Origin of the sequence: Longimicrobium sp., from assembly GCF_036388275.1 — a bacterium.
Classification (GTDB): domain Bacteria; phylum Gemmatimonadota; class Gemmatimonadetes; order Longimicrobiales; family Longimicrobiaceae; genus Longimicrobium.
The window spans coordinates 244,647-268,112 of the sequence record NZ_DASVSF010000113.1 but is presented as its reverse complement, the minus strand read 5'-3'; the positions used below and the strand labels follow the sequence as shown (position 1 = coordinate 268,112).

Annotated in this window: 23 protein-coding genes; 11 read left to right on the top strand and 12 right to left on the bottom strand. The window is 69.6% G+C overall.

Features of this window, described 5'->3' with window-relative positions; all coding sequences use genetic code 11:
* Positions 1-159: 159 nt before the first annotated feature.
* Positions 160-525, bottom strand: coding sequence for an STAS/SEC14 domain-containing protein (locus VF632_RS27585; protein WP_331026185.1), 366 nt, complete (start codon positions 523-525; stop codon positions 160-162).
* Positions 526-741: 216 nt separating this feature from the next.
* Between VF632_RS27585 and nfi the strand changes: the two genes are divergently transcribed.
* From nfi to VF632_RS27565, 4 genes are all read left to right on the top strand, one after another.
* A complete protein-coding gene (gene nfi, locus VF632_RS27580) occupies positions 742-1,398 on the top strand; it encodes a deoxyribonuclease V (RefSeq protein WP_349264041.1) in 657 nt (218 codons plus the stop codon).
* Positions 1,399-1,620: 222 nt separating this feature from the next.
* Positions 1,621-2,118 carry an RNA polymerase sigma factor gene (locus VF632_RS27575; RefSeq protein WP_331026183.1) on the top strand — a complete coding sequence of 166 codons (498 nt, stop codon included), beginning with the start codon at positions 1,621-1,623 and terminating at the stop codon, positions 2,116-2,118.
* Complete coding sequence (locus tag VF632_RS27570; protein WP_331026182.1) at positions 2,115-3,008, top strand: hypothetical protein; 894 nt, start codon at positions 2,115-2,117, stop codon at positions 3,006-3,008. Before VF632_RS27575 ends, VF632_RS27570 begins: the two co-directional genes overlap by 4 nt.
* A gap of 172 nt (positions 3,009-3,180) precedes the next feature.
* A complete protein-coding gene (locus VF632_RS27565) occupies positions 3,181-4,470 on the top strand; it encodes a tetratricopeptide repeat protein (RefSeq protein ID WP_331026181.1) in 1,290 nt (429 codons plus the stop codon).
* On the opposite strand, the gene VF632_RS27560 is transcribed toward VF632_RS27565, so the two are convergent.
* From VF632_RS27560 to VF632_RS27545, 4 genes are all read right to left on the bottom strand, one after another.
* Positions 4,467-4,658: a hypothetical protein gene (locus VF632_RS27560; protein WP_331026180.1), complete on the bottom strand. Its 192-nt coding sequence runs from the start codon at positions 4,656-4,658 to the stop codon at positions 4,467-4,469. The two genes, VF632_RS27565 and VF632_RS27560, sit on opposite strands and share 4 nt — an antisense overlap.
* A gap of 271 nt (positions 4,659-4,929) precedes the next feature.
* A complete protein-coding gene (corA, locus tag VF632_RS27555; protein WP_331026179.1) occupies positions 4,930-6,048 on the bottom strand; it encodes a magnesium/cobalt transporter CorA in 1,119 nt (372 codons plus the stop codon).
* 17 nt (positions 6,049-6,065) lie between these two features.
* Positions 6,066-6,485, bottom strand: a complete 420-nt coding sequence (locus VF632_RS27550) for a hypothetical protein (protein WP_331026178.1) — start codon at positions 6,483-6,485, stop codon at positions 6,066-6,068.
* A gap of 204 nt (positions 6,486-6,689) precedes the next feature.
* The gene (locus VF632_RS27545; RefSeq protein ID WP_331026177.1) at positions 6,690-7,076 is read right to left on the bottom strand and encodes a response regulator; all 387 of its coding nucleotides are present in this window, start codon (positions 7,074-7,076) and stop codon (positions 6,690-6,692) included.
* A gap of 237 nt (positions 7,077-7,313) precedes the next feature.
* On the opposite strand from VF632_RS27545, the gene VF632_RS27540 reads away from it, so the two are divergent.
* Positions 7,314-8,501, top strand: a complete 1,188-nt coding sequence (locus VF632_RS27540) for an amidohydrolase (RefSeq protein ID WP_331026176.1) — start codon at positions 7,314-7,316, stop codon at positions 8,499-8,501.
* A gap of 118 nt (positions 8,502-8,619) precedes the next feature.
* Here the strand turns inward: VF632_RS27540 and VF632_RS27535 are convergent, their stop codons facing one another.
* The 5 genes from VF632_RS27535 to VF632_RS27515 form a co-directional block, all read right to left on the bottom strand.
* Positions 8,620-9,366: an MBL fold metallo-hydrolase gene (locus tag VF632_RS27535; RefSeq protein ID WP_331026175.1), complete on the bottom strand. Its 747-nt coding sequence runs from the start codon at positions 9,364-9,366 to the stop codon at positions 8,620-8,622.
* A 224-nt stretch (positions 9,367-9,590) separates the two neighbouring features.
* Positions 9,591-10,523 (bottom strand): tryptophan 2,3-dioxygenase family protein, encoded by a 933-nt coding sequence (locus VF632_RS27530; protein ID WP_331026174.1) that lies wholly within the window; start codon positions 10,521-10,523, stop codon positions 9,591-9,593.
* Between the two features lie 52 nt (positions 10,524-10,575).
* Positions 10,576-10,797, bottom strand: coding sequence for a hypothetical protein (locus tag VF632_RS27525; RefSeq protein WP_331026173.1), 222 nt, complete (start codon positions 10,795-10,797; stop codon positions 10,576-10,578).
* Positions 10,794-11,306, bottom strand: coding sequence for a hypothetical protein (locus VF632_RS27520; protein WP_331026172.1), 513 nt, complete (start codon positions 11,304-11,306; stop codon positions 10,794-10,796). The genes VF632_RS27525 and VF632_RS27520 overlap by 4 nt, the downstream gene beginning before the upstream one ends.
* A 97-nt stretch (positions 11,307-11,403) precedes the next feature.
* A complete protein-coding gene (locus tag VF632_RS27515; protein WP_331026171.1) occupies positions 11,404-12,813 on the bottom strand; it encodes a class II fumarate hydratase in 1,410 nt (469 codons plus the stop codon).
* Positions 12,814-14,188: 1,375 nt separating this feature from the next.
* Between VF632_RS27515 and VF632_RS27510 the strand changes: the two genes are divergently transcribed.
* From VF632_RS27510 to VF632_RS27485, 6 genes are all read left to right on the top strand, one after another.
* Positions 14,189-15,955: a M28 family metallopeptidase gene (locus tag VF632_RS27510; RefSeq protein WP_331026170.1), complete on the top strand. Its 1,767-nt coding sequence runs from the start codon at positions 14,189-14,191 to the stop codon at positions 15,953-15,955.
* Positions 15,956-16,170: 215 nt separating this feature from the next.
* Positions 16,171-18,363 (top strand): putative bifunctional diguanylate cyclase/phosphodiesterase, encoded by a 2,193-nt coding sequence (locus VF632_RS27505; protein WP_331026267.1) that lies wholly within the window; start codon positions 16,171-16,173, stop codon positions 18,361-18,363.
* A gap of 81 nt (positions 18,364-18,444) precedes the next feature.
* A complete protein-coding gene (locus VF632_RS27500; RefSeq protein WP_331026169.1) occupies positions 18,445-18,945 on the top strand; it encodes an SMI1/KNR4 family protein in 501 nt (166 codons plus the stop codon).
* A 219-nt stretch (positions 18,946-19,164) separates the two neighbouring features.
* Positions 19,165-19,995 carry an SDR family oxidoreductase gene (locus tag VF632_RS27495; protein ID WP_331026168.1) on the top strand — a complete coding sequence of 277 codons (831 nt, stop codon included), beginning with the start codon at positions 19,165-19,167 and terminating at the stop codon, positions 19,993-19,995.
* A 447-nt stretch (positions 19,996-20,442) separates the two neighbouring features.
* Entirely contained in the window at positions 20,443-21,354 is a 912-nt protein-coding gene (locus VF632_RS27490) for a DUF4097 family beta strand repeat-containing protein (protein ID WP_331026167.1), read from the top strand.
* Positions 21,355-21,516: 162 nt separating this feature from the next.
* Complete coding sequence (locus tag VF632_RS27485; protein ID WP_331026166.1) at positions 21,517-22,815, top strand: amidohydrolase; 1,299 nt, start codon at positions 21,517-21,519, stop codon at positions 22,813-22,815.
* 72 nt (positions 22,816-22,887) lie between these two features.
* Here the strand turns inward: VF632_RS27485 and VF632_RS27480 are convergent, their stop codons facing one another.
* Both VF632_RS27480 and VF632_RS27475 read right to left on the bottom strand, forming a co-directional pair.
* The gene (locus VF632_RS27480; RefSeq protein WP_331026165.1) at positions 22,888-23,154 is read right to left on the bottom strand and encodes a DUF2442 domain-containing protein; all 267 of its coding nucleotides are present in this window, start codon (positions 23,152-23,154) and stop codon (positions 22,888-22,890) included.
* A 52-nt stretch (positions 23,155-23,206) separates the two neighbouring features.
* Positions 23,207-23,422 (bottom strand): hypothetical protein, encoded by a 216-nt coding sequence (locus tag VF632_RS27475; protein ID WP_331026164.1) that lies wholly within the window; start codon positions 23,420-23,422, stop codon positions 23,207-23,209.
* Positions 23,423-23,466: the final 44 nt, after the last annotated feature.

The following is a 23,466-nucleotide window of genomic DNA, read 5'->3' as shown; positions in this document are numbered from 1 at the left end:
TGCGCGAAGGCCCCGCCGCTCATCCCGAGCGGCGGGGCCTTCTTCGTGGATCACGCCAGCGCTCAGTCCGGCTCGGAGGCGGGAGCCACGTGGGTGCGGTAGTAATGCGCCAGGCGGATGGCCTCCTGCGAAAGGCTCGATCCACGTGGCGGGGGCGCCTCAGTCCTGGCTGACCAGCCAATCCAGCGCCTGCGCCTCGTCGTCGAAGGTCTTGATGTTGCGCTTGGAAAACATCAGCACGGCCTGGTAGGCGATGCGGTGAAGCCCCGACATCCCAACGACCGCGCTGGCCCGTACGTACGGCGCGTTGTGGGCGGCCAGCTCCTTCATGGCCTGCAGCACGGCCGCGTTGTAGCGCGCATCGCGCACCACGGTCATCACCAGCAGCGAGTTCAGCGGCTGCCGCGCGATGAACTCCATCGACTGGCGGACGGAAGCCACCGCCTCGTCGGGGTCCCGCGCGCCGGCATAGTCCAGCAGCAGGATGCGCTTGCCCTTGTGCTCGATAAAACGGGTTCGCTCCATGCGGTACTCCGGCCGGGGTGCGGATGAGGGATTGCGAGGTGGATGAAATGCAAGATAGCGGCCCTGCGCCGCGTGTCCACCTTTCCGTTCGTCCCCCGCGCCGTTGCGGCCCCGGGATGGTCATCACGGTGGCGCGGCCCGCACGCGCTTTTTGCGTATACTGTCCACCCATGAGTACCATCCGTGTCCGAAACTGACGCTCGTCCCCGCTGGGACATGACCGTGGCGCAGGCCCGCGAGATCCAGCAGGAGATGCGGGGACAGCTCATCCGTCATCCGCCGGCGGGCTTCTCGCCCCGGCTGGTCGCCGGCGCCGACGTGTCGGTGGAGCGCTTCAAGCACTACGGATACGCCGCACTGGTGGTGCTGCGGGCCGACACGCTGGAGGTGGTGGAGCAGTCCGCCAGCGCCGCCGAGCTGCGCTTTCCCTACGTTCCGGGCTACCTGTCGTTCCGCGAGCTTCCGCCGCTGCAGGCGTGCTGGGAGCGGCTGGAGCAGAAGCCCGACGTGGTGGTGTTCGACGGCCAGGGCTACGCGCATCCCCGGCGCTTCGGCCTGGCCTGCCACGGCGGGGTGCTGTGGGACGTGCCGAGCGTGGGGTGCGCCAAGAACCTGTTCGTCGGCACGCACGGCGAGCTGGGCGGCGAGCGCGGCGACACCAGCCCCATCGTGCACGAGGGCGAAGTGGTGGGAGTGGCGCTGCGGACGCGGACCGGGGCCAAGCCGGTGTACGTGTCGGCCGGCCACCGCATGGACCTGGAAACGGCGGTGGACCTGGTGCTTCGCCTGTCGCCCCGGTACCGCCAGCCGGAAACGACGCGCCGCGCGCACCAGCTGGTCAACGAGATCCGCCGCGCGGACAAGGCCCCATGATCACGGACGCGGCCGATCGCCCCAGGGTCGCGGGACCGGGTGGCTCCCCTCCCGCCCGGGCGCGGTGCCGGTTAGGTTTCTGCACACACGCGCCAACTTCCCGCGCATTTCCCGCCGTCGGTCAGAAACCGGCCGGCCCAGCCGTTCCACACCCGAACCAGTGAGCGCACGGCTCAGGGACGGATCTGCTTGTCACCTGCTTCGCCCTCACCGGAACAGCGCTTGAACGTTACCGAGCTCTTCAACGAGCACTACGACGCGCTGTTCCGCTACCTCGTGCGCCTTACCGGCGACAGCGACCTGGCGGCCGACGCCGCACAGGAGGCGTTCGTCCGCCTGGTGGAGCGGCCCCCGGCCGACCGGCATCCGCGCGCCTGGCTGTTCGCAGTGGCCACCAACGTGGTGCGCGACTCGGCGCGGGCGCGGACGCGGTGGTTCAAGCTGTTGTCGGCGTCGCCGGACCGGGCGCCGATGGGCGACGTGCAGCCGCTGCCCGACGCGGCCGCCGAGAGCGCGGAGCGCAAGAAGGCGGTTCGCGCGGCGCTCGACAGGCTGTCCCTGAAGGAACGGACGGTCCTGCTGATGAGGGAGGAGGGGTTCGCCCACCACGAGATCGCCGCCGCGGTAGGAACCACGACGGGGTCGGTGGGCACCATGCTGGCGCGCGCGCTCAACAAGCTGGCCGCCGAGCTCGCGCCAACTTCGGAGAGCTTGAGATGATTGCTGACAGTGGGCCGCGTTCTCACCTGGAGGACGGCGACCTCGTTCGATACATGGACCGGTTGATGGACCGCGACGAGCACCGCCTCGCGCGGATCCACGTGTCCGGCTGCGCGGCGTGCACGGCGCGGCTGCAGGGAGTGGAAAACGAACTCGCGGCGCTTCCTTCGCTATTTTCCGCGCTGGACGAGCCCGTGCCCGCCGGCCGGCGCGACCAGGCACTGGCCGCGGTTCGCCGCGCGCGCTACCGCGGGCCGGCCGCCACGCCCTTCCTGCAGCGCCCCATGCTGCAGGCCGCAGCCATCGTCGCCCTCCTCCTCACCGTGGCCTTCGGCACGCCGCCGGGGCGCGCCTGGGTGGGCGGCGCCATCGTGGCGCTTTCGGGAGACCAGCCCGGCCCCTTCGCCCGGCAGGTGCTGGGCGTCTTGGGCCACGAAGAACCCCCGGTGGCCGTGGCGCCGGCGCCCGCCGCGGCCCCTGCCGCGGTGAAGCCGGCGGAGCGCGCCCCGCTTCCGCGCCCGCAGGCGCAGCGGCAGGGCCCCGCGCCGGGCACCTCGGCACCGGTGCCGTTCAACCCCGGCAGCAACTACGTGCTCGTGCAGGTGCGGTCGCGGCAGCGGGCGGGCGGCATCATCTTCACCTTCCGCGATACGGAACAGGCCGTGGCACAGGTCGTCGCCGGGCGCCGCTCCGAATCGCTGGAGCCCCGGCCCGACGGACTGCGCGTGCGCAACGCCTCGTCGTCGCGGGCCGACTACGCCATTACCGTCCCCACGCGCTATCGATTCCTGCGGGTGCGGATCGCGGACGAGCCGGAGCTGCGGATCCCCATTTCACGGGCCCAGCACGAAGGCATTTGGAACATCGGGCTCGAGGCGTCGAACCCGTAGGTCGCCGGGCGTGTGCAGGACGAGCCGAGCCGCGGGGGGATCGATCCCTCCGCGGCTCGGCCGTTTCCACCCGTTCCTCGCCTCGTCAGGCTTGCGTGAGATGGCGATCGGTATGAACTTCACGAAGTAGACGTTTCCGGCCGAAATCGCGTTCTCCCTTCCGCGACCCACCATGCCCATGCCGTCGTCCCGCCCGGCCGTGCCCGCCGCCAGGCGCCGCACGCGAGTTCCGCCCGCGCTCACCCGCGGGCCCGAGGCCATGCCCGCGCTGGGCATCGTCGACGAAGTGGCGGGCGAGCTGGGGGTGGTGCTGTGGCGCTGCGCGCGCGACGTGGTGCTGTGGGCGTCGACGCCGCCGGCCCGGCGATCCGGGCTGTTCACCGGGACCGCCGCCGAACGCCGGACGCGGCAGCTGGAGGCGCTTTCCATCGACCCAGAGCTGGCGGCTCCCCTGGCGGTGATGGCGCGCGTGCTGGAAAGCCCCGCCGCCATCCCCGAACGCCTGCTGGTGAACGCCTGCCGGCGCCTGGCGCTGTGGGCCGAGCAGCAGGGGCACCTGGCCACCGCGCTGGAATTCACGCAGGCCGGGGCGCTGGTGGCGCCCGAGAGCGCCGCGCTGGCCTATGCCGTCGGCCGCCTGGCCCGCCGCCGTGCGGAGTACGACCGCGCGGAAAGCTGGTACGCCCGGGCGATCGTACAGGCCCGGCGCGGCGGCGAGCACGGCGTGTATGCGCGCGCCTACTCCGGCATCGGCAACCTGTACTACCAGCGGGGCAACTTTCCGGCAGCCAAGCGGGCGTACCTGCGGTGCCTCAAGGCGTCCGACCGGTTCGGGCTGGACGAGCTGCGGGGAAGCGCGTACCACGACCTGTTCGGCGTGGAGCTGGAAACGGGGGCGGGTCCAGCCACCGAGGTTTTCGCCGAACTCGCGCTGTCGGCGTACGGCGCCAACTCCCGCGCGGTCGCGCGCCTCGCGTTCGACGTGGCGTACCACTGGATTTTGCGGGGAAGGTTTTCCGAGGCGCTCCGGGTGGCGCAGGCGCTGGCGCCGCACTTTCACGCGGCGGCGGAGCGCGCGCTGGTGCTGAGCATGATCGGCCGTTCGGCGGGCGGGGCCGGCGAGGCAGCGACGTTCCGCGACGTGGCGGGGCGGCTGGACGAGTTGCTGCGCTCCGGCGTCGGCGAAGACTCCGCCGCGCGGGCGCTCCTGGGGCTGGCTTTCGGCGCGGCCAGCCTTGCGGACTGGGAAGTGGCCGAATCGTACGCCGAACGGGCCATGGACGCGGGCCGCGACCGGCGCGAAGGCAAGATCGTGCTGGCGGCGGAGGCCGCGCTGGATTCCATCCGGCGGCGCTCCGCGATGGCGCGGGCCCAGCAAGCCGCCCGGCGCACCTTGGATCTCGCGGACCGTTTCGTGTCGGCGCTGGAGGTGCAGTCAGGCCCGCCGCTCGCCGCGGTTTAGTTCCCGGATCCCATCGTGCCGCCGGTGCGCGACGAGCTGTCGGCCTTGACGGGATCGGTGACGGGGGTGAGGCCGGAGAAGGAGACTTCGGTCGTCGTCTCCGCTTCCTCAGGCGCGGTCACGGAACTGCCGCAGCCGGAAAGCACGAGGACGAGGGGCAGGGCCGCAATCACGGTGCGGATCATCATTGGGTTGTCCTCTGGAGGGTAGGATGAGCGAAACGGACGCCGGCTCCCGGAAGGTAGACGCCGACGTCTCGCCGAAACGACCACGACGCGCTGCAAATCGATTGTTTTCAGACAGATCGGGCGTGCCGCACCACTCCTGTGCGGTCTTCGGACAAAGCCGCAAGTCGGTGCAGCACGGCAGGTTGCAAAAGGAGCGAAGCTGACGCGGCAGGTGAATGGACAAGTTCGGCCAAGCAAGAAACTTCCACTTTTTACCCGCCGCACGCGTGGCTCAGGGTTCGTTCCGGGCCAGCCATCCCTTGCGGGCGAACCACAGCAGCACGATGAGGGCGGTGCCCGCCATCAGCCCGAAGATGAAGGGGAGCCCCCACCACCACGCCCGGGGGTGCTCCACGTCCATCCCGTAGATGCCGGTGATGAACCCCAGCGGAATGAACACGGCCGCGAAGATGGTGAGCACCTTCATGATCTCGTTCATTCGGTTGCTCACGGCCGAGAGGTACAGGTCGGTGAGCGAGGACCCCAGGTCGCGGTAGGTTTCCACCAGGTCCAGGATCTGGATGACGTGGTCGTGGGTGTCGCGGAAGTACACCTGCGTTTCTGTGGAAATCAGGGACGACGGGTCGCGCGCCAGCGTGCTCAGCGCGTCGCGCATGGGCCAGACGGCGCGCCGCAGCGCCATCATGTCGCGCTTCACCAGGTGCAGCCGGTTCATGGTGTCGCGCGTGGGCCGGCCCACCACCTCGTCCTCGATGTCGTCCAGCCGGTCGGCGTAGCTTTCGGTGACGGGAAAGTAGTGATCCACGATGGAGTCGATCACCGCGTACGCCAGGTAATCCGCCCCGGCGCGCCGCAGCCGCCCGTGGCCGTTGCGGATGCGCTGGCGGAGCGGGTCCAGCACGTCGCCGGGCCGCTCCTGGAAGGTGAGAACGAAGTCGGCGCCCAGGAATACGGCGATTTGCTCCAGGTCCAGCGCGGGGGTCAGCCGGGCCATTCGCGTGATGACGAACAGGTGGTCGTCGTACGCCTCGGCCTTGGGGCGCTGCGCCTGCTCGCCCAGGTCTTCCAGCGCCAACCGGTGAAGGCCGAAGATGTCGCCGATGCGCTGAAGGGTGGGGGCGTGCGCCACGCCGTCCACGTTCACCCACAGCACGGGCCACCGCCCCGCCATCGTTTCCAGCAGCGCCAGGTCGTCTACCTCGCACTCGGTGATCTCCAGCGGGCCGTAGGCGATCACCCTCACCCGGGGGGGCGCGGCCTCGGGGTGCGACATCAGCAGCCCCGGCTCGGACCCCGGCGCCGGGCGCGGGCGCTGCAGGGGCTCGTCGGCCACGGCGGCGGACAGGCGCGCCAGGGGCAGGCGGAACAGGTCTCTTCGGTTCAGGCTCATCGGGCGTGAAGCCGGGGTCAGCCGCGGGGCGGGGGAAAGGTGCCGCCCGCCTCTCCGGCGGCGGCCACCATCTCGCGGGCGGCGGCGGCGTACCTGGCCAGGGCGAAGAGGTTGCCGCGGGCCAGCTTCAGTGCGCCGGTCATGGCGGTGGCAACCGGGTCGGCGCCCGACAGCAGGCGCTTCCACGCCGCGGGGCCCGCCTGGAACACGTAGGCGGCGGAGGCGAGGTCCGCGTTCGTAGCCACGCGGCTGCCGCGGCAGGCGCCGTGGTGCAGGTCGATGAACACGGCACGGCTCGCGTCGATGCCCTGCGCGGGATCGGCCGTCATCAGCAGCACCACGGAACCTTCCCATTCCGCGGCGGCTTCGCGGTACGCCTCACGGGCGTTCAGCCGCTCGCAGCACGCCGTGCACCATTGCTGGGTGAACACCTCCATTCGCGGTTCTCTCCTTCTTCGTCTCGGTTCGGGGCTCGATGAGCGTGCAGGGTATCGCGCGGAGGGGGAGTGCGAAAGTGCGTGAGTGTGTGAGTGCGTGAGTGCGGCGGGTCGGGCCGCCCGCGAGGACGTGACGACGAACAGCCCTCCCCGCTAGAGCGAGGAGGGCTGCGATCGTTCGATCGGTGGCGGGTGGCGTCCGCCCTACTCGGCGGCGGCGATGCGCGCCAGCATGCGGGCGACTTCTTCGACCACGCGCCGCGGCTCGATGGGCTTGGCGAGGTAGCCTTCGCAGCCGGCATCCACCGCGCGCTGGCGGTCTTCGGCCATGGCGTGGGCGGTGAGCGCGATTACGGGAATGCGCGCCGTCTGCGGATCTCCCTTCAGCCGGCGAGTGGCTTCCCACCCGTCGATTCCCGGCATCGCCACGTCCATCAGGATCACGTTGGGCTGTCGCTCCAGCGCCAGGCGAATGCCGTCTTCACCGTTGGACGCCTCGATGACGTCGTGCCCGACGTGGCGGAGGATGGTAGTGTAAATGGTACGATTGTCCTCGTTGTCCTCCACGAGGAGCACGGTCGAAAGCGTCATGAGTTGCCGAACCTGAGTATGCGGGCTTGCCGTCCTCCCCGCCCCATGCAAAAACCGGGTCAGGGGGTCAGCACCTCGTGCCCTTTGTACCGTGAGCGAGGCGTTCTGTTCGCCCCCGTACCCAAGCCGCCATCGCCCGGCCAGTTTGCCGACCCTCCCCGCCGCGCACTATCCTTGTCCCCTCGCGGCCCCCCGTTGCCGGGGCGCGCAATGCTGGAAGGAGACGCAGATGACGACGTGGAGACGGAGACCGTGACGGCCACCGAGACCGAACTGCTGGTAGAGACGCGCCGCGACCTGCACCGGCACCCCGAGCTCGGGTTCCAGGAGTTCCGCACGGCCGGGATCGTCGCCGAGCGCCTGCGCGCGGCGGGGTACGCGGTGCAGACCGGTGTGGCGGAGACGGGCGTGGTCGGCACGCTGCACGGGGGCGCGGGCACCGGCCCCACGCTGCTGCTGCGGGCCGACATGGACGCGCTGCCCATCGCGGAGGAGTGCGCGCACGACTTCACCTCCACCAACGCGGGGGTGATGCACGCCTGCGGACACGACGCGCACGTGGCGGTGGGGCTGGCCGTGGCCGAGCGGCTGGCGCGGTCGTGTGCGGAGTGGGGCGGCACGGTGAAGTACATGTTCCAGCCCGCCGAGGAGGGGCTGGGCGGCGCACTGGGGATGATCGAGGCCGGCGTGCTCGACGGCGTGGATGCCGCCCTGGGACTTCACGTGTGGCTGGGGCTTCCCAGCGGCGTGGTGGGCGTCGTGGGCGGGCCGCAGATGGCGGGCGCGGGAGAGTTCGAGGTGACCATCCGCGGCAAGGGCGGCCACGGCGCCATCCCGCACGAGACCGTGGATGCCGTGCTGATCGCCAGCCAGTGCGTGGTCGCGCTGCAGTCGGTGGTGTCGCGAAACGTCTCGCCGCTGGAGGCGGCCGTGGTGACCGTCGCGGCCTTTCACGCGGGCTCCGCCCACAACGTGATCGCCGAGACCGCGACGCTCAAAGGCACCGTGCGCGCCTTCAACCCCGCCGTGATGAAGGAGCTGCCGGATCGCGTAGAGCGGGTGATTTCGGGCGTGTGCGCGGCCATGGGCGCAACGTACGAGTTCCACTACCGCCCCGAGGCGCCCCCTACCGTCAATGACGGCCGGATGGCGGAGATCGTCAGGCGCGAGGCGGTTCGCATCGTGGGCGAGGACCGGGTGCGCACCGATCCCGACGTGCGGACGATGGCAGCGGAAGACTTCGGCGTGGTGCTGGAGCGCGTGCCGGGATGCTACTTCTTCGTCGGTGGGCGCAACGAGGAGCGCGGCATCCTGCATCCCCACCACTCGCCCCGCTTCAATCTGTGCGAAAGCTGCATGCCCGTGGCGGTCGACGTGCTGCACGCCGCGGCGCGCGCTTATCTCGCCGGCGGCGGGACGAGCTAAAGAAAAAAGCGGGGGTACAGAGAGAGGGTACAGAGAAGAGCCGGAGATACAGAGGAAAACCAGTCCTTCCTCTGTATCTCCGGCTTTTCTCTGTATCTCTGTACTCTCGCGGTTGATTTCAGTCTCGCCCGAGCACCTTTTGCATGAATCGCTCGTCGGGGCGGGCGCACTTGCCGTGGGCGGTGCACACCCACTGCACGTCGTACGGCTTCACCCGCTCGAACAGCTCCGCCAGGCTGGCCCGGTTCAGGTGCTCGTCGTCGTGAAAGATGGGAAAACCCGGGCGGAAACCGGTGAAGTACGAGCGGTTGACGGCGTCGCCCGCGAACAGCACGCCGCGGAACAGGTACGCTGCGCTTCCGGCCGTGTGCCCCGGCACCACGAAGGCGCGCACCGTGTCGGCCCCCAGCACGAACATCGTGTCGCGCTGAAACGCCCGGACGTTCACCTCCCCCGCCCACGGGGCCGGGTTGCCGATGCCGATTTCCGCCAGCCGCGAGGGCGAGTCGGCGTGCCCGGCTCGTCCCGAGAACAGCGCGTCCTCACCGGCCCCCACGTGAAAGCGCGCGTGCCGCACCAGCGGCCATGCGGCGATGTGGTCGCGGTGGCTGTGGGTGAGAAACACGTCGGTCACGTCCTCCGGGCGCGCGCCGATCTGCGCCAGCCCCCGCCGCAGCGCATCCTCCGCGTTCTGCCACCCCAGGTCCACCAGCACCACGCCCGCGTCCGTCCGGGCCGCGTAGATCATGCTGTTCCACGGGTACGCCGTGGGGATGGCGTTCGCTCGCGGCCCCTCGATGTTCGACATGTTGGTGGTGCAGCCGGCGAGGCCCAGCAGGAGGGGGAGGATGAACGGGTTGCGCATGCGGCAGCGATCACGAGGATGCGCCGGCCCCAACCGGGACCGGCGCAACGGGATACCCCGTGCCGCCCGCGGGGTTTCAGGCCTCTAGGCGTGATTTTCGATGCGGATATGAAGACGACCGGCCGCCCCGTGAGGAGGCGGCCGGTCCAGGGACGTGGATCAGGCGGTTCGTTCGATGGCGATCGGTCAATCGGCATCCATCGCACGATGACGATCCGCCGCGGCTACACCGCTCGATCCGCCGGGTCAACCGATTCGATACCGAGGCATTCGGCAGATGCCGGGAGTCGGGGGCGCGCGGGTGCGCCGCCCTGCATGCGCTGCCACAACTCGGCGCGGGCGTCCCACAGGAAGGGAAAGAACGACTGCCGGTGCGTCGCCATCCGCTCCAGGAAGCGCACGCCGGACGTGTTGGCGGTCCCCGGCGTTTCCCGCCCCACCGTGCGCTCCGCGGTGCGCGCGTGGATGAAGCGCCAGATGCGCACCTCCTCGTCGTAATCCAGCAGCGCCTCGGCGAGTGCGGTGAGGTCGCCGTGCCCGCCGCCCCGGTGCGACGCCTCGTACGCCTGCGCCGGCGTTACTCCCCGGCGCGCGAACGCCGCCTCGGCCGCGGAGGCCACAGACGGCCGGTCCCACAGTTCGGCGAGGCGGTCCGTCCACAGGTACGTATGCGGGACGGACGAGGGGTCGGGATTGATCTCCGATTGCAGGTAGCGCCGGAACTCGGGCTCGCGTGCGCCGGACAGGATTTCGATCTCGGGCCACTGCCCGCTCTCGCCGCCGCTCGCCGGCACCAGGTGGTTGCGGAATGCGTAGAAGCCGCCCAGCGTCATGGTTTCCAGCATGCGCATCATCGGCGAGAACATCCGCACCACGCCGGTGCAGCGCTGGGCCAGCCACGCCGCCATCGCCAGGTCGTCGGCGTCCAGCGCCTGGATGATGCGGGGCAGGTCCACGCGCAGCTGGGAGAACCACAATTCGAACGACTGGTGCGTCACCACGAACAGGTGCTCCTCGGGGTGCCGCACCTCGTTCGGGCCGGGCTGCAGCGACAGCAGCTGCGGCAGATGCAGGTAGGTGCAGTAGTGCGTCTGCGCGGGGTCGCGGACCGAGTGGCCGCAGGGAAGAACGTGGGGACTCGTGTCGTGTGTGCTCATCAGCCTGGCAGGCCGCACCCGGCCAGCGGCGCTGTGTGCGGCGAAAGGGCGTCTAGGAAAACAGGCGGTGGATCGAACGGCCGAATCGACGGAAGATGCCGGTGCGTACAGTGGTCGGGCGGGGTGTTGCGATCCCGAGCCGCGTAGCCAGTTCCGGAGAGAATCGCCGCACGTCGTCGATCACCTGCCTGGCATCCGTCGTGGCGTAGTAATTCTGAATGGCCCGCCGCGCGGTGTCCGGATCGAACGGCCTGCCGGTGTGGTCCTCACTCATCTCTCCCTCCAAGCGCGGATGATGGCACTGAGGTCGCGGACGCAGACCTGTACGTGCGCCCGGTCGTACAATGCCGAACCGGGATAGAGAGGATCCCCTTCGCGAAAGCTCGCACGCACGGATCGCACCTGCATTCCGGTTTCTTCCAGCAGGCCAGCCGCATGGTTGATCACGGCGCGGTCCAGCCGGTGCGCACCGGCCCCCTGGCGAGGAACTGGCAATCCCTCGCGGGCCAGGATCGCGAGAAGCCCGTCGTAGGCTTCCCGCACGACGGCGTTCCACCGGGTATCCAGGAGGTCGATGCACCCCCCAAGGTCGATCTCCGCCCCGACCACCGCGGCATCCGCGCCGAACCGTTCACGAGCCCAGTCGAGTGCGCGCGCGGGCGCGCCCTGAAAGAAGTACGCTCCGTCGCCCAGCCAGTCGTATTCATTACGGCTGGGCTCAAAGCCTTCCAAGAGGATGCGCCGTGCTGCTTGGACGCTCGTTCCATGGTAGCCGGTCTCCATCCTCCATACCCCCATGTTGTCAAACTGGTCCCACGGACGCCGTGATCAAGCGGAGGGTGAGAGCACCCTGCTCACGGGTGCCTCTCACCCCCATCCGTCAGCCGCCGCCGGGGATGCCCGGCTCCGTCATGTCGCGCACGTTCAGCACGGTGTCCAGCTGCTCGTCGCTGAGCAGGCCGCGGCGCTTCACCACGTCTCGGACGGACTCGAAGTTCTTGGCCGACTCCTTGGCGACCGCGGCGGCCTCGTCGTACCCGATGTAAGCGTTGAGCGCCGTGGCGATGCTCGGGTTGCGCTCCAGGAGCTCGCGGCAGCGCTCACGGTTGGCGGTGATCCCCTCCACCGCGTTGGTGCGGAAGGCGTCGCAGCCCTTCGCCAGGATGGAAACGGACTCGAGGAAGTTGTGCGCCATCACCGGCATCATCACGTTCAGCTCGAAGTTGCCGTGCTGGCCGCCGACGGTGATCGCCACGTGGTTTCCCATCACCTGCGCGCACAGCATCATCATGGCCTCGCTCATCACCGGGTTCACCTTGCCCGGCATGATGCTGGAGCCCGGCTGGATGGCGGGAAGCCCGATCTCGGCCAGCCCCGACGTGGGGCCGCTCGCCAGCCAGCGGATGTCGTTGGCGATCTTCATCAGCGACACGGCCAGCGTGTTCAGCGCGCCCGAGGCCGACACGTAGGCGTCCTTGGCGCCCTGCGCCTCGAAGTGGTTCTCGGCCTCGCGGAACTCCAGCCCCGTGCTCTCGCTGATCTTTTCGATGGCCAGGGCGGGAAAGCCCGGCACGGCGTTGGTGCCGGTGCCCACCGCGGTGCCGCCCAGCGCCAGTTCGGCGAGTTCCTCGCCGGCGTTCCGCAGCCGGCGGATGCCGTGGTCCACCTGGCTGGCGTAGCCGCCGAACTCCTGCCCCAGCCGCACGGGCGTGGCGTCCATCAGGTGGGTGCGCCCGCTCTTCACCACGTCGTCGAACTCGGCGGCCTTGGCCAGCAGCGCGTCGCGCAGCCGCTCCAGCGAGGGCACCAGGTCCTGGTGAATGGCCACGCGGGCGCTGACGTGCATGGCCGTGGGAATCACGTCATTGGAGCTTTGCCCCATGTTGACGTGGTCGTTTGGGTGCACGCGGGTGCCGCCGTCCAGCAGCTGCGTGGCGCGGGTGGCGATCACCTCGTTCGCGTTCATGTTGCTGCTGGTGCCGCTCCCCGTCTGGAAGATGTCCAGCACGAACTGCGAGTCCAGCCGGCCGGCGATCACCTCGTCGGCCGCGCGCGCGATGGCATCGGCCACGGTGCCGTCAAGCAGCTGCATCTGGGCGTTGGCCTGCGCGGCGGCCTTCTTGATGGTGCCCAGCGCATGGATGAAACGCCGTGGAAAGCGCAGGTTGCTGATGGGAAAGTTCTCGACCGCACGCTGCGTCTGGGCGCCGTACAGGGCGTCGGCGGGAACCTGCATCTCACCCAGCGAGTCGCGCTCGGTGCGAAAGCCCGAAGTGCTCGTATCCGTCATCGTTCCAGCATTGGTGCGGGTTGCGTAAGGGCCCGTGGCCGGCGGCAAGATGCGGCCTGCGCCGGGCGAACGCAAACGCCGCGCGGCGCCCTGGCCCCCGCACGCGAAGAGGCCCCGCCACGCCCGGCGGGGCCTCTTCCGTTCACCCCTCGCGAGGCGGCTCGCCCCGCCGCCTGGGCCGGCGCGGAATGTCCCTGATCTCCGGTGGCCTGCCGACCGGGTGCTGCGGCCAGTCGAACGCTTCCCACTCCGCCTGGACTTCGGGGCTGAGCGACTCCCAGAAACCGGGCCGTCTCACGGCTTGCTGAAAGGCTTCTTCTTCCTCAGGGGAGCGCTGCCGCCGCGGCCGGTCGCGCCCGGCGATACCAGGCACGCCTTGGTAAAATTCAGTCGGTTTCGTCATGCTTGGTCTCCATCTCTGGGTACATGGGATCCGATGGGCCTCTCCAAGTATACATGCTGTCCATAACGTCCGGCAATGCCAAACCCTACGTGCAAGTACAACGGTGCCGATCCGGGCAGTGGGTCGACCAATCGTAGCCGGGTTGCTCCGATCGCACGACCGTATTCCTCGGCGGCATTGAAGATGATTCCCAGAATGCGATTCCGTAGCGGATGCCTCCTGTCGGGGTGGCTCTCGATGAAGTGCAGTGACAGCGTCTGATGCCGTCCGGACGCCAAGCGTTTGGATGCCCGTCCGACAGCCAGCGCGAGCAGCCGATCTCCGCTCCATACCGCGACTCGAAAGGCTGAGGGCCGACGCAGAACTGAGCGCGTGATGTCATCCCAATTCCATCCTCCGGAACCGGACCAGTGAGGGTGCGTCCATGTGCGCCAACGTACGTCGAGCGCATGCACGTCGATGTCGGCGAGCCGGACAGGCGTGGTGATGGCCCGCTGGTTCTGGATACGCTCCTCCACGAGGTCGTATGCATCGCGCCTGATACGCGCGTAACGTTCCTGGGCTTCGCGGAAGGTGGAGATGGGCATCGCTGATCGGGAGCCGGGGAGTGGCAGGGGCCCCAACTTCCGCGTTCGTTTGCGTCATGGCAATGAATTTACATGGCCGCTTTCCGGCGTGGGTATTGCGCCACAGGTGGGCCGTTGAGTGTCGTACGTGGCGGGAGAGGATGCCGATTGTGGAGGACGGGCTGGTTGTGTGGCTGAAAGCGTCGCTCTCGGGCACATTGCAGTATTGCATCGCGTGGCGGGAAGGGGAGCGTGGATTGCACGAGTGCGGGTGACGGGAGCGAATGTGTGGGAGTCTCGTGTATTTCGATGGCCGATCGCGCGGCCCCGCGCTTGCCGCGCATAGGGAGGGCTGTATCTTCGCGGGGAGCTCACGATTCTCGACGACCGACGCAAGGAGCCAGGAGTGACCGTTTACCGCATTCTCGCCCGCGGCCTGCCCGCCGTCGCGGTGCTGGCCGGCGCGTGCGCGCCCCCCGCGCCCGTGCAAGAGGGCCCGTCGCCTGCGCCGGCCCCGGCCGCGGGGCCGGCGCAGCACGACGTGCAACTGCCGCTGAAGTACCAGGCGCGGCCCACGGTTGCCGAGATCACCCCCGGCGACCTGATGAGCCGCCTGTACGTGCTGGCTGACGATTCCATGATGGGCCGCCAGGCGGGGCACCGCGGCAACGTGATGGGCACGGACTACATCGCGGCCGAGTTCCGCCGCATGGGGCTGGAGCCGGGCGGCGAGAACGGCACCTTCTTCCAGACGATCCCGCTGGTCGTCAAGGGCATCGCCCCCGGGGTGTCGCTCTCCGCCAACGGGCAGGCGCTGACGCCGTGGACCGACTTTTCGCCGCTCCCCCCGCTGGGCAACACCTTTCCCTTCGGCGCGGAGTTCCGCGCGCAGAACACGCCGGTGGTCTTCGGCGGGCAGTTGGGCGCCGAGCTGATCACCGACGCGCAGGCCGCCGGCAAGGTGGTGGTGCTGCTGCCCCCCACGGGTGAGAACGGCCAGCCGAACGGCCGCTGGTGGCCCGGCTATCCGCGGGCCCGCTTTCCCCGCGCCGCCGCCGTGGCGGTGGCCGCGAGCGACATCACCGTGCCCGCCGTGCTCACCCTCGGGCAGGGCGAATCGGCGGAGCTGGAGCAGCCCGGCGCGCAGGCGCCCACCGGCCCCGCCGGGATGACCGTCACCCGGGCGGCCGCGGAGCGGATGATGGGGGCGCCGCTGGCGGGAATGCGCCCGGGAACGCAGGGCCGCGCCGTCACCGGCTCCTTCCGCTTCGGCTCGCGGCGGCCGGACGCGCCCGCCCGCAACGTGGTGGCCATCCTGCGCGGCTCCGACCCGTCGCTGCGCGCCCAGTTCGTGGGCATCAGCGCGCACAACGACCACGAGGGCATCGCCGAGCAGGCGATGGACCACGACTCGCTGGTGGCCTACAACACGGTGATGCGGCCCCAGGGGGCCAACGACCGCCCGGGCGCCCCGTCCGCGGCCCAGCGCGCGCGCATCCAGGGCATTCTCGACAGCCTGCGGGCCCTTCGTCCCGCGCGGCGCGACAGCATCTACAACGGCGCCGACGACGACGGCAGCGGCACGGTGGTGCTGCTGGAGATCGCCGAACGGATGGCGTCGTCGCCCGCCCGCCCGCGCCGGTCGGTGATCTTCCTTTCGCACACCGCCGAAGAGGCGGGGCTGCTGGGCTCGCAGTGGTTCTCCGACCATCCCACGGTGCCCCGCGACTCCATCGTCACCGTGCTGAACATGGACATGGTGGGGCACGGCCGCGCGACGGAGGTGGCCCGGGGCGGGCCGTACTCCCTCCAGATGATCGGCTCGCGGCGGCTTTCCACCGAGCTGGGCGACCTGATCGACGGGCTGAACGCGCGCCGCGCCACGCCCATGCAGATCGACTACACGTGGGACGCGCCCGGGCACCCGGCCAACCGATACTGCCGGAGCGACCACTTCATGTACGCGCGGCACGGCATTCCCATCACGTACCTGTCGCTGGGGTACCACCCGCACTACCACATGCTGACCGACGAGGCGCAGTACATCGACTACGAGCATTCTGCACGAGTCGCGGGGTTTGTGCACGACATCGCGCTGGAGGTGGCCAACCGCGACCGCCGGCCCACGGTGAACGGGCCGCGCCAGGACCCCAATGCGCCGTGCCGCCAATAGGTTGCGTCGCCTGAAGGAAAAATTTGGCGTCCGCCCTGGAAATTCCAGGGCGGACGCTTTTTGCAGGCGGGCCTACCGGCTGAAGTGACGTGTCGTTATCATGCATCGTCATCCCCCCCGATCGCCCACCCGACGAAACTGCCGCGACTCTCGCACGGCCCTTGCTCTTTACCGGGGCGAGACTGATCCCAATTCCTGAAGCAGGTTCGCCCGTGATGCTGCTGAACGCGTACGGCGGCTCCCCCCTCGCGACGCTCGACGAGCGTGGGGGCAGTGCCGAGGCAGGCTTCCAACGCCTGGCCTCCCTCGCCGTGCGCCTGGTGTCTGCCCCGGTGTCCGTCATCTCCCTCGTGGATGGTGGCGGACCGTATGCCGCGGGCGGCTGTGGCGAATGCTGGCGCGCCCGGCGGGAGGCCGCGCTGCCGCGTTCGCTCTGCCGTCTGGCCGCGGAATCGGGTGAGCCGCTGCTGGTGCGGGACGCCCGCGAGCAACCCGAGGTGCTGGCCGACCCCACGCTGTGGCTGGGCGAGGTGGGGTACGCCGGCATCCCCTTCCACCGGGCGGACGGGCGTGTGGCGGGCATCCTGTGCGTGGCCGATTCGCGCCCCCGGGTGTGGACGGACGACGAGGTGGAGCTGCTTTCGTCGCTGGCCATCCTGGCCTCGCACCTGGTGGCGCGCCGCGAGGACGCGCCGGGCGTGCAGGAGGCGCTGGCCATCGCCGCGCGCAGCGCCTCCAAGCGGGGCCTGAACCTGCGGATGCTGAAGAAGGCGGTGGAAACGATGACGCTGGGCGTCACCGTCACCGACGTGAACGGGCGCATTCTCTACATCAACCCCGCCGACGCGCGGATGCACGGCTACGAGGCCGACGAGCTGATCGGCAAGCACGCCCGCATCTTCGCCCCGCCGGCGGCCGCCCGGCCGCTGGCGCCCGAGAAGATGGCGACGGCCGAGGGGTGGAACCGCGAAACCATCAACGTCAGGAAGGACGGCAGCACCTTTCCGGTGATGCTGCGCTCCGACGTGGTGCGCGACGCGTCGGGACGGCCCCTGGGGCTGGTGACCTGCTGCGAAGACCTGACGCACCGCAAGCACCTGGAGCGCGAGCTGCTGCGCAGCGCGTACTACGACGCGGTGACGGGCCAGCCCAACCGCGGGCTGCTGACGCACCGGCTGGAGCTGGCGGTGGAGCTGGCGCGCATGGGGCAGGGCCACTTCGCGCTGCTGGCGGTGGAAATCGACCGGGTGCAGCTGGTGGCCGACAGCCTGGGCCGCGCCTCGGCCGAGGAGCTGCTGCGCGCCGCGGCGGAGCGCCTGCGCGAGTGCGTTCCCCCCGACGGCATGATCGCCCACGTCGGCGGCGACCAGTTCGCCGTGCTCCTGGAAGACGTGCGGGGCGTGCGCGAGCCGGCCCGCATCGCGGCCTCCATCCACAGCACCCTGACGGCGTCCTTCCGCGTGGGCGGGCGCGAGGTGTTCAGCGGCGCCAGCATCGGCATCGTCCTGGGCGAGGGGACGTACGAGCGCGCCGAGGACGTGCTGCGCGACTCCACCATCGCCATGGTGCGTGCCCGCGAGGCCGGCGAGGGCCACTACCAGGTGTTCGATCCCGCCATGCACGCCGAGGCCATCGCCCGGCTGCACCTGGAAACGGACCTGCGCCATGCCCTGCAGCGCGGCGAGCTGCGCGTGCACTACCAGCCCATCGTCAAGCTGGAGACCGGGCGCATCGCGGGGTTCGAGGCGCTGGCGCGGTGGGAGCACCCCACGCGCGGCATGATCCAGCCCGACGAGTTCGTGCCGCTGGCCGAGGAGACGGGGCTGATCCTGCCGCTGGGGCTGTGGGTGCTGGAGCAGGCGTGCACCACCCTGCGCACCCTGCAGGACCGGCCCGGCGGGGCGGGGATGCGGATGGCCGTGAACCTGTCGGCGCGGCAGTTCACGCAGCCGGACCTGGTGGACCGCGTGGCCGAGGTGGTGGCCCGCACGGGCATCGAGCCCGGGTCGCTGGAGCTGGAGATCACCGAAAGCACCATCCTGCAGCAGTCCGCGGCGGTGATGGGCATGCTTCACCGGCTGAAGGCGCTGGGGGTGCGGCTTCACGTGGACGACTTCGGCACCGGGTATTCGTCGCTCAGCTACCTCCACCGGCTGCCGCTGGACGCGCTGAAGATCGACCGCTCGTTCGTGACGGGGGCGGGCGACGACCCGCTGCAGATCGTGCGCACCATCGTGGCCATGGCGCAGGCGCTGGGGGTGGAGGTGGTGACGGAGGGCATCGAGAACCCGGGCGTGCTCAGCCAGATCCGCGCGCTGCGCTGCGAGTACGGGCAGGGCTACCTGTTCTCGCGCCCGGCCAGCGCCGACGAGGCCCAGGCCCTGCTGGACAGCGGGCTCAGCTGGTAGCGCCGGTCATGCGGGACGTTCCTGGGCCGGCGTCCGGTTCGTTTTCCTGAAACGCTCTTGTCACGCAACTGAAGGTGCGACATGGCGCAGTGGAAAACGCTGTTGGATGAAGCGATAGAGGAATTCGAGGATCGCGATTATCTCGCGAGCGAGTACAGGTTCGCGGCCCCTGCAACCAGCGAGGACATCGCTCGGCTGGAGAACACTTTCGGCTCAGGCTTGCACCCTGATCATCGTTCGATGTTGTTCGAGTTCAACGGGGTTGCTTATCGGGACAAGTACTGGGGACCAGGGTGGAATCCGCTGTACCTGAGCGTTCCACAAATCCTGGAGCAGCCGGAGCAGCTACGGGATTACTTCGGCGGCAGTGAGGGTCCCATTCCTGCCGTCGAGGAGTTCCACAACGTGGTGTTCTTTGCGCAGAAGAACGGCTTTGGGGTCGTTTACGCGCTCTGCTTGAGAGGTTTCGGCGACTTCACTGCCGGTCAGGTGCTCGCACTCGATCATGAGACTGGCGAGTTCGAGTTTGAGTGTGAGTCCCTCGCGGAGTTCGTAGCTGATCCCGCTAACTGCACGGTATAGGATCTTGGGATGTGATTGCTGAAGGGCGGACGTCTCCCGAAATAACCAAGAAGCCGGCGCGGGAGCCTCGCAGGTGTGGCACCAGAAGTGGCCGGCTCGTATCGAGCGGCTGGACACGACCGGCGCACCACGACGTGAGCGGGCGCGAAGTTCGCAACGCGAAGGGCGCGGGAGCTGATTCCCGCGCCCTTTTCGTTTCTCCTGCCTTCGATTGTTACCATGCCCGATCATCCGTCCGAGCGTTCCCGGTCCGCCGGCTCCGGGCCCTTCGAATACCGCGGCCGGTGGGCGCTGGTGACGGGCGCGTCGATGGGCATCGGCGAGGCGTTCGCGTGGGCGCTTGCGGCGCGCGGGATGAACCTGGTGCTCTGCGCGCGTTCCGCGGACCGGCTGCAGGCGCTGGGCGATGCGCTGCGGCGGGAGCACGGCATCGAGACGCAGGTGGTTGCCGCGGACCTGGCGGTGCCCGGGGCCGCGGCGCGGGCGTGGGAACAGGCTTCGGCCGAGCATCCAGTGCACCTGCTGGTGAACAACGCGGGCTTCGGGCTGCGCGGCCGCTTCCACGAGCTGCCGAGGGAGCGGCAGGCGGAGATGGTGTCGCTGAACTGCACGGCGCTGCTGGAGCTGGCGCACCTGGCCGTGGGGGAGATGCGGGAGCGCGGAGCGGGGGGCATCATCAACGTGGCCTCAATCGTCGCCTTTCAGCCCGTGCCCTCGATGGCGGCCTACGCGGCCACCAAGGCGTTCGTGCTGTCGCTCTCGGAGTCGCTGGCGGTGGAGAACCGGCAAGCCGGGGTGCGCGTGATGGCCCTGTGCCCCGGGCCCACGCCCAGCGGGTTCCAGGCGGTGGCCGGCACGCGCGTGTACGAGGGGCAGCCGGGCTACCTGACGCCCGAGCAGGTGGTCGCGGGGGGACTGGACGCGTTCGACGCGGACCGGGCTCACGTGGTTCCCGGCGCGGCGAACCGGGCGGCCACGCTGTTCGGGCGCCTGCTTCCGCTGGGCGTCGCCGCGCGGATTGCGTTGCGGGTGAACCAGCGGCACGGGTAGCGGCGGGGCTTCACCTGCCCGCCCGCGGCACCTGCCGGGAGCGCGCAATGTCATCCCGATGGAAGCGACCACACCGGACCGGCCCGAAGGCTGTACTCCGCAGCGACTGAGGGATCCGCCACCTATTACGCATCGAACGCTTCAGACCGCGGAAACACGGAGCCGTTCTGTTTCTCGTCAGCCCGAACGGCAACGACTCGACTCGTCCGGAGGAGAACCACGGTTCGTTTCGCGGAGTGTGTGGCGGATCCCTCAGTCGCTGCAGGCTACGGTGCAGGGGCGAGTGCATCGTGGCCGCTCCGTCGGGATGACAGGCGCGCTTCGGCAGTCCTGGTGCGCGTACCCTCCCCTTCAAACCATTTCGCCGGACCTCGCATCCAATCCTTTCGGATGCGGCGGCGGTGCGTTCCGCGGCGCGAATCCCCCAACTCGACAACAGGGAGACGGATGATGCGGTACGAAGCGATGGTTGCCGCGGCGGCGGCCGTGATGGGCTTTGTCGGCGCGACGCGTGATGGTGGCACCCCCGCGGTTCAGCAGGCTACGGAGTTCGGATCGATGGCGGTGGCGGGGCAGGAGGACTTCCGCTGGTCTGGCCGGCTGGCGCGCGGGCAGGAGATCGAGATCAACGGCATCGTCGGCAACGTGACCGCCGAGACGGCATCGGGCGACCAGGTGGAGGTCATCGGGCGGCGGCGTGGGCGGGGCGCGGCCGACGTGCGCATCGAGGCGGTGGAAACGCGGGACGGCATCACCATCTGCACCATCTATCCGCAGCGTAGTGGGCGCGGCAACGGCAGGCGCACGGACGTGGACGGAGACGGCCCGTGCCGCGGAAACAACGGGAACATCGACGGCGACGACGCGGCGATCGACTTCACCGTCCGCGTCCCTGCCGGCGTCAAGCTGGCCGCCAACACGGTGTCGGGCGACATCGTAGCCGAGGGGCTGCGCAGCCCCGTGGAGGCCGCGAGCGTGTCTGGCGACGTCCGCGTCTCCACCAGCGGCCCGGCGCGCGCTTCCACCGTCAGCGGCGAAGTCGTCGCGACCTTTGCGCAGACGGACAGCGACGAGATGGAGTTCAACAGCGTGAGCGGCGACGTCACCCTGCGCCTGGCCGGCAACGTGGGCGCCGAGGTGGAGGCCCAGACGCTTTCCGGCGAGATCCACAGCGACTTTCCGCTGCGCCGGGGCCACATGACCGACGACGATGATGATGACGACGACGATGACGATGACGGCGGCGTCCACGTCGACATCCGCATCGGGCAGAGCGCCCGGGGCACCATCGGCCGGGGCGGCGCGGAGCTGTCGGTGACCACCATCAGCGGCGACATCCGCCTGGAACGCGCGCGCTAACCGCCACGAAGGACGCGAAAGCCGGCAGATAGATCGAGGTACGGCGCGGGGCCGGGCACACGCCCGGCCCCGCGCCGTTTTCCATCCAGCGGATTGACTTGCGAGCCGCGGGAGCGCACGATTGAGGGAGCATCCATCCCCATCCACCACTCCCGAGGACGCATGATGCAGTACCGCACCTTGCTGGCGCTGTCGGCGCTGGCGGTGGCTCCCGCGGCCGTCCAGGCGCAGGCCGCCGACGCGCGCGTGGCCACCGCCGTCGACCGCCTGGCGCCCCGCATCACCGAGATCCGCCACGACCTGCACCAGAACCCCGAGCTCAGCAACCGCGAGACGCGCACGGCCGGCGTCGTCGCCGCCCACCTGCGCTCGCTGGGGCTGGAGGTGCGCACCGGCATCGCCCACACCGGCGTCGTCGGCATCCTTCGTGGCGGACGGCCTGGCCCCACCATCGCCGTCCGCGCCGACATGGACGCGCTGCCGGTGACGGAGGAGACGAACTACCCCTGGAAATCCACCGTCCGTACCGAGTACCTGGGCAACCAGGTGGGCGTGATGCACGCCTGCGGTCACGACGTGCACACCGCCGTGCAGATGGGCGTGGCCTCGGTGCTGGCGGGGATGCGCGCCGAGGTGCCGGGCACGGTCGTCTTCGTCTTTCAGCCCGCGGAAGAGGGCGCGCCTCCGGGCGAGCAGGGCGGCGCCAAGCTGATGCTGGATGAGGGCGTGTTCAACGGCGTGAGGCCCGAGGCCGTGTTTGGGCTTCACACCTTTGCGCAGATGGAGGTGGGCAAGGTGGGCTACACACCCGGCCCGGCGATGGCGGCGGCGGACCGCTTCATCATCCGCATCAAGGGGCGGCAGTCGCACGGGGCATCGCCGCACCTGGCGATCGATCCCATCGTCATGGCGTCGCAGGCGGTGCTGTCGCTGCAGACCATCCGCTCGCGCAACCTGTCGCCATTCACCCCCAGCGTGGTGACGGTGGGGCTGATCCGCGGCGGCGAGCGAAACAACATCATCCCCGAGCAGGTGGAGATGCACGGCACCGTCCGCACCTTCGACCCCGCGGTGCAGGACGAGGTGGAGCGGCGGATGCGCGAGATCCTGGACGGCGTGACGCGCGCGGGCGGCGGCTCGTACGAGCTGCAGTACGACCGCATCACCCCGGTGACGGTGAACAACCCAGACCTGGCGCGGCGGCTGCACCCCACGCTGGCGCGGCTGATGGGCGGGAGCAACGTGGTCGACGTGCCGCCCACGACGGGCGCCGAGGACTTCGCGTTCTTCGCGAACGTGGCGCCCACCTTCTTCTACCGCCTGGGCACCACGCCTCCGGGGCAGAAGAGCGGCGACCATCACACGCCCACCTTCATCGCCGACGACGCCGCCATCCCCATCGGCATGCGCACGATGACGGGCCTGGTGCTGGACTACCTGCGCACCGGCGCGGCCCAGTAATCCCCTGCATCCGCTGAACGATAAGCGCCCCCGCGAGTGGATCGCGGGGGCGCTCCTCGTTGGCGCCAGTCGTTACGCGAATTGCTTCGGGCGTGGCGCAGGGACCCCGGCCAGCATCCCGCGCGCACTGATGTCCTCGTCGACATCCGGCCAGCGAGCTACCTGGCCGTTGCCGATGATGCGGACGTTCGCGCGCTGCTCGCGAGTCGCTTCGGCGAGGCGCCAGGACCAGGCAAGCGGTACGCTGATCGTGCGCCCGTCCATCAAGTCCGCGATGATCTTGTCGTCGGTGACCCGGATTTCGCGAATCCGAGCGTCACTCTCCGTCGCAGCGCTCATGCTACGCCTCCTTGATGCGCCCGGCACTCTTCGATCACCCATGGGGCGCCGTTCAGTAGCTGTCCGGGAGCGAACTCGCGTCGAAATCCGAGTCACCTTCGTCACCCACGGCTGTGCATGCGGCACGAAGATCATCGCCGAACTCCAAGATCGCCTCGGCTACCAGAACATCCATCGCGCGATCTTCCTCCGGCGCTGAGCGGGCGAGCTTGATACTCAAGTACGCGATTGCTTCGAACGCGCCGAAGCGGTCCGTCAGCATCTCCAAGATGCGCGCAGGTGATGGCCTTGGCTGCATTCTCATCGGCATCT